15 protein-coding genes and 1 other annotated feature are annotated in these 13,114 nt (G+C 40.5%); of the genes, 7 read left to right on the forward strand and 8 right to left on the reverse strand.

Going from position 1 to position 13,114, the window contains the following annotated elements:
- Positions 1-126: 126 nt before the first annotated feature.
- Positions 127-1,599: a glucose-6-phosphate dehydrogenase gene (zwf, locus tag ACFQZ9_RS18820; protein WP_498945187.1), complete on the reverse strand. Its 1,473-nt coding sequence runs from the start codon at positions 1,597-1,599 to the stop codon at positions 127-129.
- A gap of 224 nt (positions 1,600-1,823) precedes the next feature.
- Here zwf and rnz point away from each other — a divergent pair, with 224 nt between their 5' ends.
- Positions 1,824-2,747, forward strand: coding sequence for a ribonuclease Z (gene rnz / locus ACFQZ9_RS18825; protein ID WP_498944904.1), 924 nt, complete (start codon positions 1,824-1,826; stop codon positions 2,745-2,747).
- Between the two features lie 65 nt (positions 2,748-2,812).
- Here rnz and namA read toward each other — a convergent pair whose 3' ends face one another.
- The 3 genes from namA to proC all read right to left on the reverse strand — a co-directional run bounded on the left by namA (position 2,813) and on the right by proC (position 5,954).
- Positions 2,813-3,832, reverse strand: a complete 1,020-nt coding sequence (gene namA / locus ACFQZ9_RS18830; RefSeq protein WP_498944905.1) for an NADPH dehydrogenase NamA — start codon at positions 3,830-3,832, stop codon at positions 2,813-2,815.
- A gap of 77 nt (positions 3,833-3,909) precedes the next feature.
- A complete protein-coding gene (locus ACFQZ9_RS18835; RefSeq protein ID WP_498944906.1) occupies positions 3,910-5,049 on the reverse strand; it encodes a glycosyltransferase family 2 protein in 1,140 nt (379 codons plus the stop codon).
- 59 nt (positions 5,050-5,108) lie between these two features.
- Positions 5,109-5,954 carry a pyrroline-5-carboxylate reductase gene (proC, locus tag ACFQZ9_RS18840; protein WP_498944907.1) on the reverse strand — a complete coding sequence of 282 codons (846 nt, stop codon included), beginning with the start codon at positions 5,952-5,954 and terminating at the stop codon, positions 5,109-5,111.
- A 65-nt stretch (positions 5,955-6,019) separates the two neighbouring features.
- Positions 6,020-6,239: a binding site (T-box leader), on the reverse strand.
- 194 nt (positions 6,240-6,433) lie between these two features.
- Between proC and ACFQZ9_RS18845 the strand changes: the two genes are divergently transcribed.
- Together ACFQZ9_RS18845 and ACFQZ9_RS18850 are read left to right on the forward strand one after the other, a co-directional pair.
- Positions 6,434-7,393, forward strand: coding sequence for an MBL fold metallo-hydrolase (locus ACFQZ9_RS18845; RefSeq protein WP_498944908.1), 960 nt, complete (start codon positions 6,434-6,436; stop codon positions 7,391-7,393).
- A gap of 9 nt (positions 7,394-7,402) precedes the next feature.
- The gene (locus tag ACFQZ9_RS18850; RefSeq protein ID WP_198309107.1) at positions 7,403-8,200 is read left to right on the forward strand and encodes an SDR family NAD(P)-dependent oxidoreductase; all 798 of its coding nucleotides are present in this window, start codon (positions 7,403-7,405) and stop codon (positions 8,198-8,200) included.
- A 31-nt stretch (positions 8,201-8,231) separates the two neighbouring features.
- Here the strand turns inward: ACFQZ9_RS18850 and ACFQZ9_RS18855 are convergent, their stop codons facing one another.
- Positions 8,232-8,426, reverse strand: coding sequence for a YqzH family protein (locus ACFQZ9_RS18855; RefSeq protein ID WP_498944909.1), 195 nt, complete (start codon positions 8,424-8,426; stop codon positions 8,232-8,234).
- Between the two features lie 160 nt (positions 8,427-8,586).
- Here ACFQZ9_RS18855 and ACFQZ9_RS18860 point away from each other — a divergent pair, with 160 nt between their 5' ends.
- Complete coding sequence (locus ACFQZ9_RS18860; RefSeq protein WP_498944910.1) at positions 8,587-9,846, forward strand: Y-family DNA polymerase; 1,260 nt, start codon at positions 8,587-8,589, stop codon at positions 9,844-9,846.
- 40 nt (positions 9,847-9,886) lie between these two features.
- Entirely contained in the window at positions 9,887-10,222 is a 336-nt protein-coding gene (locus tag ACFQZ9_RS18865) for a YolD-like family protein (RefSeq protein WP_198309104.1), read from the forward strand.
- Between the two features lie 48 nt (positions 10,223-10,270).
- On the opposite strand, the gene ACFQZ9_RS18870 is transcribed toward ACFQZ9_RS18865, so the two are convergent.
- Positions 10,271-10,477, reverse strand: a complete 207-nt coding sequence (locus ACFQZ9_RS18870; RefSeq protein ID WP_133335767.1) for a CDGSH iron-sulfur domain-containing protein — start codon at positions 10,475-10,477, stop codon at positions 10,271-10,273.
- A 122-nt stretch (positions 10,478-10,599) separates the two neighbouring features.
- Here ACFQZ9_RS18870 and ACFQZ9_RS18875 point away from each other — a divergent pair, with 122 nt between their 5' ends.
- Complete coding sequence (locus ACFQZ9_RS18875; protein WP_498944911.1) at positions 10,600-10,920, forward strand: iron-sulfur cluster biosynthesis family protein; 321 nt, start codon at positions 10,600-10,602, stop codon at positions 10,918-10,920.
- A gap of 31 nt (positions 10,921-10,951) precedes the next feature.
- Here the strand turns inward: ACFQZ9_RS18875 and ACFQZ9_RS18880 are convergent, their stop codons facing one another.
- Entirely contained in the window at positions 10,952-11,872 is a 921-nt protein-coding gene (locus ACFQZ9_RS18880) for an alpha/beta hydrolase (protein WP_498944912.1), read from the reverse strand.
- Between the two features lie 95 nt (positions 11,873-11,967).
- The gene (locus ACFQZ9_RS18885) at positions 11,968-12,108 is read right to left on the reverse strand and encodes a hypothetical protein (RefSeq protein ID WP_498944914.1); all 141 of its coding nucleotides are present in this window, start codon (positions 12,106-12,108) and stop codon (positions 11,968-11,970) included.
- A 224-nt stretch (positions 12,109-12,332) separates the two neighbouring features.
- On the opposite strand from ACFQZ9_RS18885, the gene ACFQZ9_RS18890 reads away from it, so the two are divergent.
- Positions 12,333-13,001: a 3-oxoacid CoA-transferase subunit B gene (locus ACFQZ9_RS18890; RefSeq protein WP_498944915.1), complete on the forward strand. Its 669-nt coding sequence runs from the start codon at positions 12,333-12,335 to the stop codon at positions 12,999-13,001.
- The last annotated feature ends 113 nt before the right edge of the window (positions 13,002-13,114 follow it).

A 13,114-nucleotide genomic window follows, 5' to 3' on the forward strand; every position in this document is an offset into this window, starting at 1 on the left:
AATCTATTAAAGACTCTGTCGAAAAATCAGAGGAATATTTACATTTCGACCTACAAAATTTTTACTTTTCGAAATATAAAAAAGCTCCGCTTTGCTGTGATAACAAAGCGGAGCTTTTTGAATTTTTTAATTGCAACTTTCTACTTCAAGTTCGGTAACTGGCCACCAGGAGAAACCGTCTTTTTCTAATAATTGATCTGCTGCATCAGGGCCTCTTGAACCTGATTCATAATTTGGAAAGCTTTCGTCCTTACTATTTTTCCAGGCTTCAGAGATTTTATCAACAAAGCTCCAGGAATAAGCTACCTCATCCCAATGGGTAAAGTTTGTTGCGTCTCCCTGCATACAGTCATATAGAAGCTTTTCATAACCTTCCGGAGTATTCATCGCATGGATTCCCGTATTGGCAAAGCTTAATTTCACCACTTGGGCATCGAGATGACCGCCTGCCTTTTTGGCATTTAAATGTAACGTAATTCCTTCTTCCGGCTGGATATGGATAACAAGGAGATTAGGGTTTAACATTTTTTCCGTTTGATAGTATAAATTCATTGGTATATCTTTAAATTGCACGACAATTTTGGTGGATTTTACCTTAAGTCTTTTTCCTGTTCGGATATAAAAAGGTACTCCAGCCCAGCGAAAATTATCAATCATAACTTTCCCTGCTACGTAAGTTTCTGTATTGGACTCTTTGTCCACCATTGGTTCGTCCCGGTATTTCGGAACCTTTTTTCCATCCATTTCCCCTTCGCCGTATTGCCCGCGAACAAAATAATCATTTACTTCTTCGCCTTCAATCTTACGAATGGCTCTGAATACTCTTCCTTTTTCGGAACGAATTTCATCCGTTGTAAGCTTAATCGGAGGCTCCATTGCAAGGAGGGCTACCATCTGCAGCATGTGGTTTTGGACCATATCCCTTAATGCACCGCTTTTTTCGTAATAGCGTCCTCGTTCCTCTACTCCAAGTGTCTCACTTGAAGTGACTTGAATATTGGAAATATATCGGTTATTCCATAATGGTTCAAAAATGGCATTGGCGAAACGGATTACTTCAATGTTTCGTACCATTTCTTTACCAAGATAGTGGTCGATCCGATAAATTTCTTCCTCTGAAAAAGCTGTTCTAATTTGCTTATTTAATTCTTTTGCAGACGCAAGGTCATGTCCGAATGGTTTTTCGATGACAAGTCGTTTGTATCCTTTTACATCTGTTAAACCGTCTGAATTTAAATGAAGGGCAATCGGTCCAAAAAATTCAGGTGCCATGGCGAGGTAAAAAATTCGGTTTCCTTCTAAATTATAATGTTCATCTATCTCATCTGCTAATTTTTTCAGAGCAAGGTAGGAACTAGAATCCTGCACATCGTGTGCCTGATAGTAAAAATGGGAAATAAATTCATCAATATTCTTATCTCTTCCTAGAGCAGAAAGAACAGATTCTTTTACGGATTGTTGAAATTCATCATTCGAAATTGACCTTCTTGCCACACCAATTACGGCAAATTGATCGGATAGTCGGCCCTTTTCAAATAGCCGGTATAGCGAAGGAAACAACTTCCGTTTGGCTAAATCGCCAGTTGCACCAAAAATCATTATAAGTGAAGATGTGCTTCCAGTATGTTCCACTAAAAATACCTCTTTTCCAGTATGTATCGTAAAAAATAACATCGTCTTACCAAGTATTAAATTTTATCTGTTTACTATATAATTCGCAAATAAAAAGCAATCATGTAAAAATCAATTTATTTTCAAAGACTGGTTTGTGCTATAGTAAAGCTAATAATAAGTACGGGGTTTTTTGAAAGGAGTATGTTCGAGTGGATATTTTTTTCTTAGGAACGGGCGCAGGAATGCCGGCAAAGCTTCGCAATGTTACATCCATTGCCCTAAAATTACTAGAAGAGCGGGGGGCAATCTGGCTATTTGATGCTGGAGAAGCAACCCAGCATCAAATTTTACATACTGCAATTAAACCGCGAAGAATTGAAAAAATTTTTATTACTCACCTTCATGGTGACCATATATATGGTCTGCCCGGGCTTCTATCGAGCCGTTCTTTTCAGGGGGGAGAATCGGAAGTCACTCTCTATGGTCCAAAGGGAATTAAGGAATTTATTGATGTGAGTCTTTCTGTGAGTCAAACCTATTTAAAATATAATATCACTGTCATTGAGATTGAGGATGGGGTTATTTTTGAAGACGAACAGTTTATCGTAGAAGCCAGCCTTTTAGAACATGGGATTCCGTCCTATGGTTACCGAATTATTGAAAAGGATCGGCCGGGAACATTGCTTGCTGATAAGTTGGTGGAAATAGGTGTTCGTCCTGGGCCAGTTTTTAAGAAAATCAAAAATGGCGAAACGGTTACTCTTGAAGATGGGAGAACGATTCATCCGGCAGATTTCCTTGGTCAGCCCCAAAAGGGAAGGATTATAACCATTTTAGGGGATACCAGGTATTGTGAACAGGCGATTTCCTTGGCGGAACATGCAGACTTGTTAGTGCACGAAGCTACCTTCTCAAAAGGAGAGGAAAGGCTTGCATTTGATTATTTTCATTCCACCACACACCAGGCAGCGAAAATTGCGAAAATGTCAGGGTGTAAACAGCTATGCCTGACCCATATCAGTTCACGTTATGACCGGCAAGCATCAAGGGAATTAGTAGAAGAGGCACGTGAGATTTTTCCGAATACGGATATTGCGGAAGATTTTAAAGAAATTAATATTCCATTAAAATGAACGAAAACAATCCCAAGTAATTAAAAATGTCCTTCATCCTGTGGGTGAAGGACATTTCTATTCATTTATAGCCAGCCACGTTTATACTGTACAGGCCCTTCAATTTCTTCGCCCAGCTCTTTGGCTGCCGTTCTTGGCCAGTAAGGATCACGCAGCAATTCCCGTGCTAAGAAAACTAAGTCAGCTCGGTCATTCTGCAAAATCTCCTCAGCTTGAATCGGCGAGGTAATCAACCCGACTGCACCTGTATCAATCACTGCTTCATGCTTAATCGTTTCAGCAAACTTCACTTGGTAACCAGGGTAAACATTAATGCGAGCAGGTACAACAGCACCGGAACTAACGTCGATTAAATCAACACCTTGCTCCTTCATCCATTTACTGAAGGTTACATAATCCTCCGGTATCAAGCCTTCCTCATTGTAATCATGAGCGGAGACTCGCACAAATAATGGGCCATCCCATACAGTCTTAACAGCGTCAATCACTTCGCGGAGGAAGCGGTAGCGGTTTTCAGCTGAACCGCCATATTCGTCGGTTCGTTTATTAGAGAGAGGTGATAAAAATTCATTAACCAAATATCCATGAGCCCCGTGAATTTCAATCACATCAAATCCGGCGTTTGCCGCCCGTTCTGCCCCTTTTTTGAATGCATCAACAGTCTCGGCAATTTCTGCCACGGTCATTTCCTTTGGGGTTTTACTTTTTTCATTATAAGCAAGTGCTGAAGGCGCAAGGATTTCCCCTTCTAAAACAGCTTTTCTGCCGGCGTGGGCGAGTTGGATCCCCGTTTTAGCTCCGTGCTCTTTCATCAGACCAACTAGTTCCTTAAATCCCTTAACATGCTCATCGCTCCAAATTCCTAAATCCTGAGGGGAGATGCGGCCTTGTGGAGTAACAGCAGTGGCCTCAACAATTATCAGTCCAACCTGACCCACCGCTCTGCTTGTGTAATGGGTAAGATGCCAGTTTTGAATATGCCCGTCTTCGTTATGACTGGAATACATGCACATGGGGGACATAACAATACGGTTTTTTAACGTAACCCCTTTAATTGTATAGGGAGAGAATAATTCTACCGACATTTGTAAACCTCCTGAATTCCTATTTAAATCCATAATTTAGTATATCAAAAGGTTTCATTTAAACGAAAAACTCTGCTTCACTCTTTTTCTCGAAGATCTCTTAAGCGATATTTCGTTCCTCTCCAGACAATACCGCCCCGTATAAAAGTTAATAGGCTTGCTCGAATGATAGAATAAATAAAAAATAACGCAGTGATTGGGAAAACAAGAAATAGGATTGGAGAAAATAATGTCATTCTTTTGATTACAATAGCATAAAGAATCCCGCTGGTTATAATATTACCTAAGCTTAGCAGGGCAATGGTTTTGCTGTTTGAAAAAATGGTAAAGAAGGGAAGAAAGTGGGTTAATAGGATTCCGAAAACTGATAAAAAAATCATACTGATACGGTAATTCAATCCTGCAAACGTATTTTTTTCGAGCCCGACAAAGGCCTCCTTTAAACTGCCATACCATTCTACTTCAATTAAATGGAGGGCGGTGACAATCCTCTGCGAAAAGCCTTCCTTTTTCATTCTCATTCCCAATTGAAGATCATCGTCTGGGCGCATTTTAATCCTCTCATGGGTGCCGAACGCTTCATAAGCCTTGTTTGATACAAGGTTAAAAGCACCAATTCCCGTACCGATTTTGGATTTAGGGTTATTCGCCCGCCAAGGCCGTTTAAAATAGGAAAATCCAAACAGGAAAAAGGCAACAAATGACTTGAGCCAAAAGCTGCGGGCATTTAAATTCGGTGCTGCGGTTAAATGGTCAAGTTTATTTTTATTAAAGTAATGCAGCGCTTTTGCAAATGCTTCTTTTTCATAGCGAACATCTGCATCCGTAAACAAAAGCCATTTACCGGAAGACTGTTTGGCACCTGTATATAATGCATGGTTTTTACCAAGCCAGCCTTCCGGTAATTCTTGTATATGAATGACCTTTATTCTTTGGTCCGATCTAGCTAACTCATCAATAATTTTTCCAGTATGATCTGTTGAACGGTCGTCTACCAGAATCCATTCGACATTTTCATAGGTTTGCTGCAATTGACTTTGGATACTTAACTTTATTTGTTGTTCTTCGTTTCTTGCTGCGACAATGACTGTCAATAACTCCCCATCTACTAGACCTGTTTCATTTTCGAGAAAATCTAAATTTCGTAAACCGGCCCAGGCATCCAATATAAACGCAATCCAAACAACAATCCCCAATGAAAGTAACGTGGTTAACATGTATGACACTTCCCAGTCCTTTTTTTACATTTTATAAGAACTCTCGGGAAACATCCAATTTATAGGAGCTGTTCTGCTGTTTCCAGCTGGGTGCTTAATGCTTTCCCCATTTTTTTTGATTGAGCAGTGGCTGTTTTTATACACTCAATAAATGCCTGCTGAACGCCATTTTCTTCAAGGACTCGAATACCGGCTTCAGTCGTTCCCCCCGGACTGGTTACATCCTTGCGCAGCTGTACAGGTGGTTTTATCGATTTCCGGACCATTTCTGCCGCTCCAATTAACGTTTGCACAATTAGCTCCTGAGCCGTTTCCTTATTTAGGCCGATTTCTACTGCGCTATTTTCCATCGCTTCAATCAGATAATAAATATAGGCAGGGCCGCTTCCTGAAAGTCCTGTTACAGCATCAAGATGTTCTTCTTCAACAATAGTGGTTAATCCCACTGTGTTGAAAAGTTTTTTTGCCATTTCCATTTGCTGATCTGACACACGTTCATTGACTGCAATGGCGGTCGCTGATAATCCAACTGTTGCTGACGTGTTTGGCATCGATCTGATAATCGCCATTGGTTTTTTAGCTAAAACCTCTATTGTTTTGATTGAAACCCCGGCGAGAACTGAAATCACCAGCATTTGTTCCGTTAGGTAGTCGCGAATCTTAGCTATTGCAGTTGCGGCATCCTTAGGTTTCATTGCTAAAATTACAATATCCGCTCCGTCAAAGAGTGCACACATGTCGTAAGAAGCACTTACCCCATAACGATTACGAAGCTTGTGCAGCCTTTCCTCATTTGAGTTGTTAGTTACCCAAATATTTTCCCTTTCGATTAACCCATTTTCCAGAACGCCCGAAATAAATGCTTCAGCCATAGAACCTGCTCCAATAACTGCCATTTTTCTCATGTTAATCCTCCTTCTTAATTTGTTGTCTACGATAACGTTTTAAAAAACAAAAAGACCTTTCATCCGTAAAGGACGAAAGGTCTATCTTCCGTGGTACCACCTTCATTGACCCCTTTTAAAATACAAAAAGGTCACTCGACTCCGATAACGCCGGATTTGCGTTAGGTTTTCCTAAAAGCTCATAAGGTAGGTTCAATGATTAAGAGGGTGGTGAAGCCTTCCAGCCTTTAGAGCTTCACTCTCTTTCACCGTTTCTCATTTACTGGTCTTATTCATCGCTTTAAACGAATCAAATTTTAATTGTGATTATGCATTATAAATAGCCTGTCTGTCAAGAAATTAATTTATTGAATTTTTTATTTTTTCTAAAAAGTTATGTGAAAATAATGACATTTTCTGAAAAAGTCGGTACACTTTATTTTATAATCAAATTTTAACATTCGGAAATTTTATAACAATAATGTTAAGGGGGACTGAAAATGACAGAATGGAAAGAGGGTATTGCTAAAATTACACTGCCGACTCCGTTTGAGGTAGGAGATGTAAATGCCTATTTGATTAAGGGAGAGCGGTTAACGCTTGTTGATGCAGGAGTAAAAACGAAAGAATGCTGGAATTCGCTAAAAGCGCAAATGGCTGATTTACATGTAAGTCCTGATGATATTGAACAAGTCATTTTGACTCACCATCACCCCGACCATGTCGGTATGCTTGATTTTTTACCCGATTCAATTGAACTGCTCGGCCACCCGTTAAATGAGCGATGGATTCATCCGACAGAAGAATTTTTTCAGGTGCAGGAGGAATTTTTTACTGCGTTGTTCCATCAATTTGGGTTGCCCAAGGAATTTTTACCTTCTCTTGAAAATTTGCGAAAAACGTTAAAATATTCATGCAATCGTTCACTGACCGGACATTTACATGAAGGGATGACACCTCCGGGACTTCCCGATTGGAAGGTTATTGAAACTCCTGGCCATGCTCAAAGTCATATTGCGCTTTTTCGTGAAAAGGACGGTGTTTTAATTGGCGGAGATCTTATTTTAGCCCATATTTCCCCAAATCCGCTGCTTGAGCCGCCGCTGTTGGGAGAAACAGAAAGGCCCAAGCCACTCTTGCAGCATAATGAATCCATGAAAAAATTGTTATCTTATCCGATTTCAGTTGTGTACACAGGGCATGGGGAAGAGGTTTCCCAATTAAAGGAGCTAATCGAAAAAAGGCTTACCCGGCAGCATGAACGGGCCATGACGGTTCTTAACTGGTTAAGGGAAGATGAGTTAAGTGTGTTTGAAATTTGCAAACGGCTTTTTCCGGCCGTCTATAAACGTGAATTGATGTTGACGATATCAGAGACCGTTGGACAGCTTGACTATTTATCATCCATTGGTGAAATTACTAATAAAGACACGCAGCCTGTTCTTTTTCAGGCCAGATGAGGTGATAAAATGGTTAGGGAACATTTAAAAGGAAAAAATATTATCATCACAGGCGCCTCTGGGGGGATTGGTGCGGAAATTGCTAAGTTGTCCGCTGCAAGCGGAGCCAATCTTGTCCTTTTGGCAAGAAGCATCGAAAAGCTGGAACAGCTGCAAAGTGAATTACAGCAGAAACATCATGTCAAAGTGGTTATTTTTCAGCTTGACGTGTCTGATACCGAAAAAGTTCAAGAAGTTTTTCGGCACATTTTTGCGGAAATTGGTTCGGTCGATATTCTTGTGAATAATGCCGGCTTTGGAGTTTTTCGTGAAGCCCACGCGGCGACAATGGATGAAATCAAGGGGATGTTTGAGGTAAATGTGGTTGGGTTAATGGCGTGCACAAGTATGGTGCTGCCGAAAATGCGTGAGCGGCGTTTCGGCCATATTATCAACATTGCCTCCCAAGCAGGGAAAATTGCCACACCAAAATCAAGCGTTTATTCGGCAACAAAGCATGCTGTTCTTGGTTATACGAATTCGATAAGGATGGAATTAGCTGATTATAATGTTCAAGTCACTTCGGTGAATCCAGGTCCGATTGCTACCAACTTTTTTAATATTGCTGACGAAAAAGGAACTTATGTGAAAAATGTTCAGCGATTTATGCTTAAACCGGAGTACGTTGCTGAGAAAGTGGTTAACAGCATGCTTACAAAAACGAGAGAAATTAACCTACCGCGCTGGATGAATATGGGCAGCGTTGTCTACGTTCTTTTTCCAAGGCTATTTGAACGAATTGGGAAAAAGGCATTTAATCAAAAATAAGCCGCTGCGTCCAGCGGTTTTTCTTTTCCAATTAACCTGTTAAAAATTCATACACCGTATCATTGATTACCTCATACAAATCCGCTTCCGGTTCTGCTGTTTTCATCTCTAGTACCCGATAATAAAGCTCTTCTAATTCTCTTTCATTCATTGGCAATGAATCTACCTCGGTATAGTACTGTTTAAAACAATTTTTTATCATTTTGATTACCAGTTTTTTATCCACGGCTATGCACCTCAATCCCATTATACTGTTTTTTTGCTTCATCACCACATTGGAAAATTGTCATTAAATTCCCATTGAATACGAACGCATATTCGCTTAATATAAAGAGTATAATATAAAGGAACTAACGTTCGTATTTATGACCATGGAGGGAAGAAATATGGTCGATTACAGCACAGCACCGCAAAATAAAATTCTATGTGTAGACATGAAGAGCTTCTATGCAAGCTGTTCAGCTGTCATTTACGGCCTTGATCCGATGCAGTGCTATTTAGTTGTGGCCGGCAATCATGATCGGCAGGGGAGTGTGGTACTTGCAGCCTCACCAAGGGTGAAAAAGGAATTTGGTATTAAAACTGGCTCTAGGCTGTTCGAGATTCCCAATGATCCGCGTATTCAAGTAGTTGAGCCGAAAATGGCTACTTATTTACGAATTTCCACAGAAATTAGCCGTGTTTTCAATCGCTATGTTCCAAAGGAAGCCATTCATACGTATAGCGTGGATGAAAGTTTTATAAAAGTGGATGGTGCCATCCATCTTTGGGGGGATGCCCATACCATTGCCCAAAAAATAAAGAGTGACATTGAGCGGGAGTTCCAGCTGCCATGTGCGGTTGGAATCGGGCCGAATATGTTAATGGCGAAGCTTTGTCTTGATTTGGATGCAAAGAAAAAAGGGGTTGAAGAATGGACGTATGAAGATGTACCGACAAAGCTGTGGAGTGTGTCGCCGCTTAGGAAAATGTGGGGAATAGGCAGAAGGGTTGAAAAAACATTAAATGGAATGGGCATTTTTACAGTCGGACAGCTGGCCCGTTATGATTTAGAAAAGTTAGAAAAGAAATTCGGCATTATGGGCAACCAGCTTTACTATCATGCCTGGGGAATTGACCTTTCGGAGTTAGGCGCACCAATTGTCGAAGGACAAATCAGTTTTGGAAAAAGCCAAATTCTCTTAAGGGATTATAAAGAGGAAGAGGAAATCAAGCATGTGATTTTAGAAATGTGTGAGGAAGTGGCGCGAAGGGCTAGAATGCATCGAAAGGTCGGGCGAACGATTAGCCTTGGAATTGGTTACAGTCAGGATGAATTGGGGGGAGGATTCTACCGCTCAAGAACGATTGCACAGCCGACGAATGTGACAATGGAGCTTTACCGCGTTTGTCTTGAGTTGTTTCATGAGCATTATAATGGAAAAACCGTAAGGCAAATTTCGCTCGCACTCGGCAATATTGTCGATGACAAGGAGCTTCAGCTTGATTTGTTTGATATGGATGCATACAAAAAGCGAGATTTGGGTTATGTAGTAGACTCCATTCGCAGCCGTTTTGGGGCAGGTTCCTTATTGCGGGCTGTTTCCTACACGGCAGCAGGAACCGCCAAGCATCGGGCTACACTCGTTGGCGGGCATAAAATGTAAAAATACTATTTTGATTTATCTATGAAAGAAGGAGAGGCGGATGATTCGTGACCGTGGAAGAATCAAATGGACATCGATGATGCTTCCCGAGCATGTCAAACTGCTAAGGGATTGGGTAAAGGAAGACGGATATGAAAATAGAAAAGAAATGGATGAGCAGCAGCTTGAGCTAATGAATGAAATCCTGCTCGAGGCAATTGAGTTCGATCAGTTTGTTACGATTACCTATTACCGGAATCGCAACTATGAAATTGTTATCGGGAAAATCCATTACTGGGACGAAATGACCCAAAAGCTCCATGTCGTTGACCGTTTTGAAGGAGCGCATCGTATCCCCATTCGCGAAATTGCCGACATCCGGTTGACCGATGTGTAGTTTCAAACGAAATAAAAAAGAGCGGCTGATGACAACCGCTCTCAATAATTAATCTTCTTGAGGAACCCGAACCTGGGATTCGAAATTACCTTTATGTGAGCCGTCACAAAAAGGTTTATTTTTCGATAATCCGCAGCGGCAAAGGGAAAAGGATGGCTTTGTTGTATAAATATTTCCTGAACCATCAATTAATTCCACATCACCTGTAATTCGATAGGATCCGTTATCATTTACTTTGATTTGAACTTTTGACATTCCCAACACTCCCTAAGAAATATTTATTATATTTGTAACTTGAAAAACCTTAGGCAGAAAAATAAGAGCTTAAAAAAACATATGATACAATCATCATATGTCAACAAAGGGGGCTTTTAAACATGAAAATAGAAATTACCTTAGCGGCTGCTGAAAAAATAAAAACGAGAACAGAGGGCCGCACGGGCTATTTAAAGCTAAAATATGATACAGACGGCTGCGGTTGTGCGGTAAATGGCGTAGCAGTATTGTGGTTTGTAGCAGAATTGGATGATAACGACATTCAGATTGAATCGAATGACGTACCGGTTTATATCGAAAAAGCAAAAGCGGTTTTCTTTGATGAAAAAATGAAAATTGACTTTTCAACTGTATCAAATTGCTTTCAATTAAAAAGCCCGCAGCAAATTTTAAACGGGCATATGAGCCTTATCATCAAATAAAAAAACAGACTGCTCCAATTGGACAGTCTGTTTAACGAGAAGGCTCCGGATTTACATATTTTTGTAAAAACTCATCAATCACTCGTTCATAATCAGTGCGGTTTTCATTAAAGGATTGGGCATGCCGCCCTTTTTCTGCAATATAGAGCATTTTAGGCCCTTTTTTATGTTCAAATAAATCCTGCGTCATCGAGGGCAAGATATAATCATCCTTACGGCTATGAATGAACAAGACTGGATGTTGAATATTTTCAATAACCGAGATCGGTGAGACATTCCGGATTGAATATTTATCCCGAAGCCGTAATATAAGGTCTCCAATCGGTAATAAAATTCCAGGAAAAAGCTTAAAATCCTTTTTAATCAAATAAGCAAGCTGAGCCCTGAAATCTGAAAATGGACAGTCGGCGATGTAAAAATCAGCACCATCCTCAAGCATTCCTGCATACAACAGCATCGTTGCAGCTCCCATGGATTCACCGTGAATCCCCAGCAAAAGATTCGTTCCTTTTTCCTCTTTCAGCCAGTCAACAACGGCTTTTAAATCGAATTTTTCGTAATAACCGAAGCTCGTGGTTCTTCCCCCGGATTCTCCGTGGCGCCGGTGATCATAAATTAGCACATTAAAACCGCGCTCAAGGAACAGATTCATATATTTGATTGAATTGATTTTCGTTTCGGTTACACCATGTGAAATAATAATATAACGGTCTGTTTGGTGCGGTTCAACAAGAACTGCTTTAATCTCGTAACCAAAGGGTGAAGGAATCTCGATTTTTCGTTTCGGCAGTGTTTTTAATTGTGTAGGATTATATCTGCCGGCTTCTTTTTCCCGCATTAAAATAAATTCTTCATCCTTTTTTTTCATATACATCAGCCGGTTGGTAAAATAAATTGCAAGTGCGAGCCAAAAAGATAACAAAATAAACAAGGTCCGAAATGCCTTTTTCAAACAGGGCACCTCCCGAAATGTTTCAACAATATTTTCCTATTAGCGTTATATTAACATAAAAAAAGCCGCAAACTCCATTCGCGGCTTTTACTATTTTATTGTTCGGCATTCTGCCTCTTGGTTGGGTGTGTTGCTTTTTCCACTTCTTCCGCGGCAATCATTCTTTGGCCCCCGCCTGCAGAGTCAGCATAGTTTTTTCCCTTTTGGCTGTTTCCTTTTTCGCGTTTCTTGCTCATCATTGGTACTCCCTTCAAGATGGTTTCACCTTATAAGATGCATGAATGGAAGTATGATTATTCATAAAAGGTATAGATTCAATCAATGTGATTTTTTAAAGGAAATTCAGCATCATTTTCCCATTCTAACATTCATACTTTCATATAAGGAGTTAAATTTAATTGGATGGGGCAAAGGGGAGTATCCTTTAGTAAAACTAGTGAAATCGAAAGGAGAGAGAGAAATGGCAAATGAAAAGGCCTCAGTCAGGGAGAGAATTGCGATAAGGGCGGAGAAAGAAATCGAAAGCGGCTTCTACGTCAACTTAGGAATCGGTATGCCAACTCTTGTAGCCAACTACATGTCAGAAAATAAACAGGTGGTTCTGCAATCGGAAAATGGTTTGCTTGGAATTGGCCCATATCCAAAGGAGGATGAGGTCGACCCAGATTTAATTAATGCCGGAAAAGAGACGGTAACGACCATTAGCGGCGCCGCTTTTTTTGACAGTGCTGAATCATTTGCGATGATTCGGGGCGGGCATATTAATCTAGCCATTCTTGGGGGAATGGAGGTTTCTGAAACCGGTGATCTAGCAAATTGGATGATACCTGGAAAAATGATTAAGGGCATGGGAGGGGCAATGGATCTTGTCCATGGGGCTCAAAAAATCATTGTTATAATGGAACATGTCAATAAACGCGGGGAATCGAAAATTTTAAAGAAATGCACACTTCCGTTAACAGGAAAAGGAGTTGTCAATCGTATTATTACAGAGCGGGCGGTAATGGACGTGACCGATTCCGGGCTAAAACTTGTTGAAGTGGCAAAAGGATTCACGGTTGAAGAGGTTATAAATTCAACAGAAGCGGCATTAAGGGTGGATGAGAATGTGTTACTTGAGGCTTATTAAGAAAAAGAAAGCAGGCTATTAATAGGGAGGGAGGAATTTCTAATTCCCCGCCTATTTTTTGAGGTAAATCTAAAGCTGTTTTATTGCGTCAAGTGGTATAATAGTGGCAAATT

The sequence above is a fragment of the Neobacillus sp. GCM10027624 genome, assembly GCF_042675345.1.
Classification (GTDB): domain Bacteria; phylum Bacillota; class Bacilli; order Bacillales; family Cytobacillaceae; genus Neobacillus; species Neobacillus cucumis_D.

Bases quoted from the DNA above. Each gene is read 5' to 3' on its own strand.
- proC (WP_498944907.1), bottom strand. From the start codon at position 5,954: ATGAGAAAAATGGCAGTTATTGGAGCAGGTTCTATGGCTGAAGCATTT.
- ACFQZ9_RS18835 (WP_498944906.1), bottom strand. From the start codon at position 5,049: ATGTTAACCACGTTACTTTCATTGGGGATTGTTGTTTGGATTGCGTTT.
- ACFQZ9_RS18865 (WP_198309104.1), top strand. From the start codon at position 9,887: ATGATTCGTGACCGTGGAAGAATCAAATGGACATCGATGATGCTTCCC.
- ACFQZ9_RS18860 (WP_498944910.1), top strand. From the start codon at position 8,587: ATGGTCGATTACAGCACAGCACCGCAAAATAAAATTCTATGTGTAGAC.
- ACFQZ9_RS18870 (WP_133335767.1), bottom strand. From the start codon at position 10,477: ATGTCAAAAGTTCAAATCAAAGTAAATGATAACGGATCCTATCGAATT.
- ACFQZ9_RS18885 (WP_498944914.1), bottom strand. From the start codon at position 12,108: ATGAGCAAGAAACGCGAAAAAGGAAACAGCCAAAAGGGAAAAAACTAT.
- namA (WP_498944905.1), bottom strand. From the start codon at position 3,832: ATGTCGGTAGAATTATTCTCTCCCTATACAATTAAAGGGGTTACGTTA.
- ACFQZ9_RS18875 (WP_498944911.1), top strand. From the start codon at position 10,600: ATGAAAATAGAAATTACCTTAGCGGCTGCTGAAAAAATAAAAACGAGA.
- ACFQZ9_RS18845 (WP_498944908.1), top strand. From the start codon at position 6,434: ATGACAGAATGGAAAGAGGGTATTGCTAAAATTACACTGCCGACTCCG.
- zwf (WP_498945187.1), bottom strand. From the start codon at position 1,599: ATGATTTTTGGTGCAACTGGCGATTTAGCCAAACGGAAGTTGTTTCCT.
- ACFQZ9_RS18850 (WP_198309107.1), top strand. From the start codon at position 7,403: ATGGTTAGGGAACATTTAAAAGGAAAAAATATTATCATCACAGGCGCC.
- ACFQZ9_RS18890 (WP_498944915.1), top strand. From the start codon at position 12,333: ATGGCAAATGAAAAGGCCTCAGTCAGGGAGAGAATTGCGATAAGGGCG.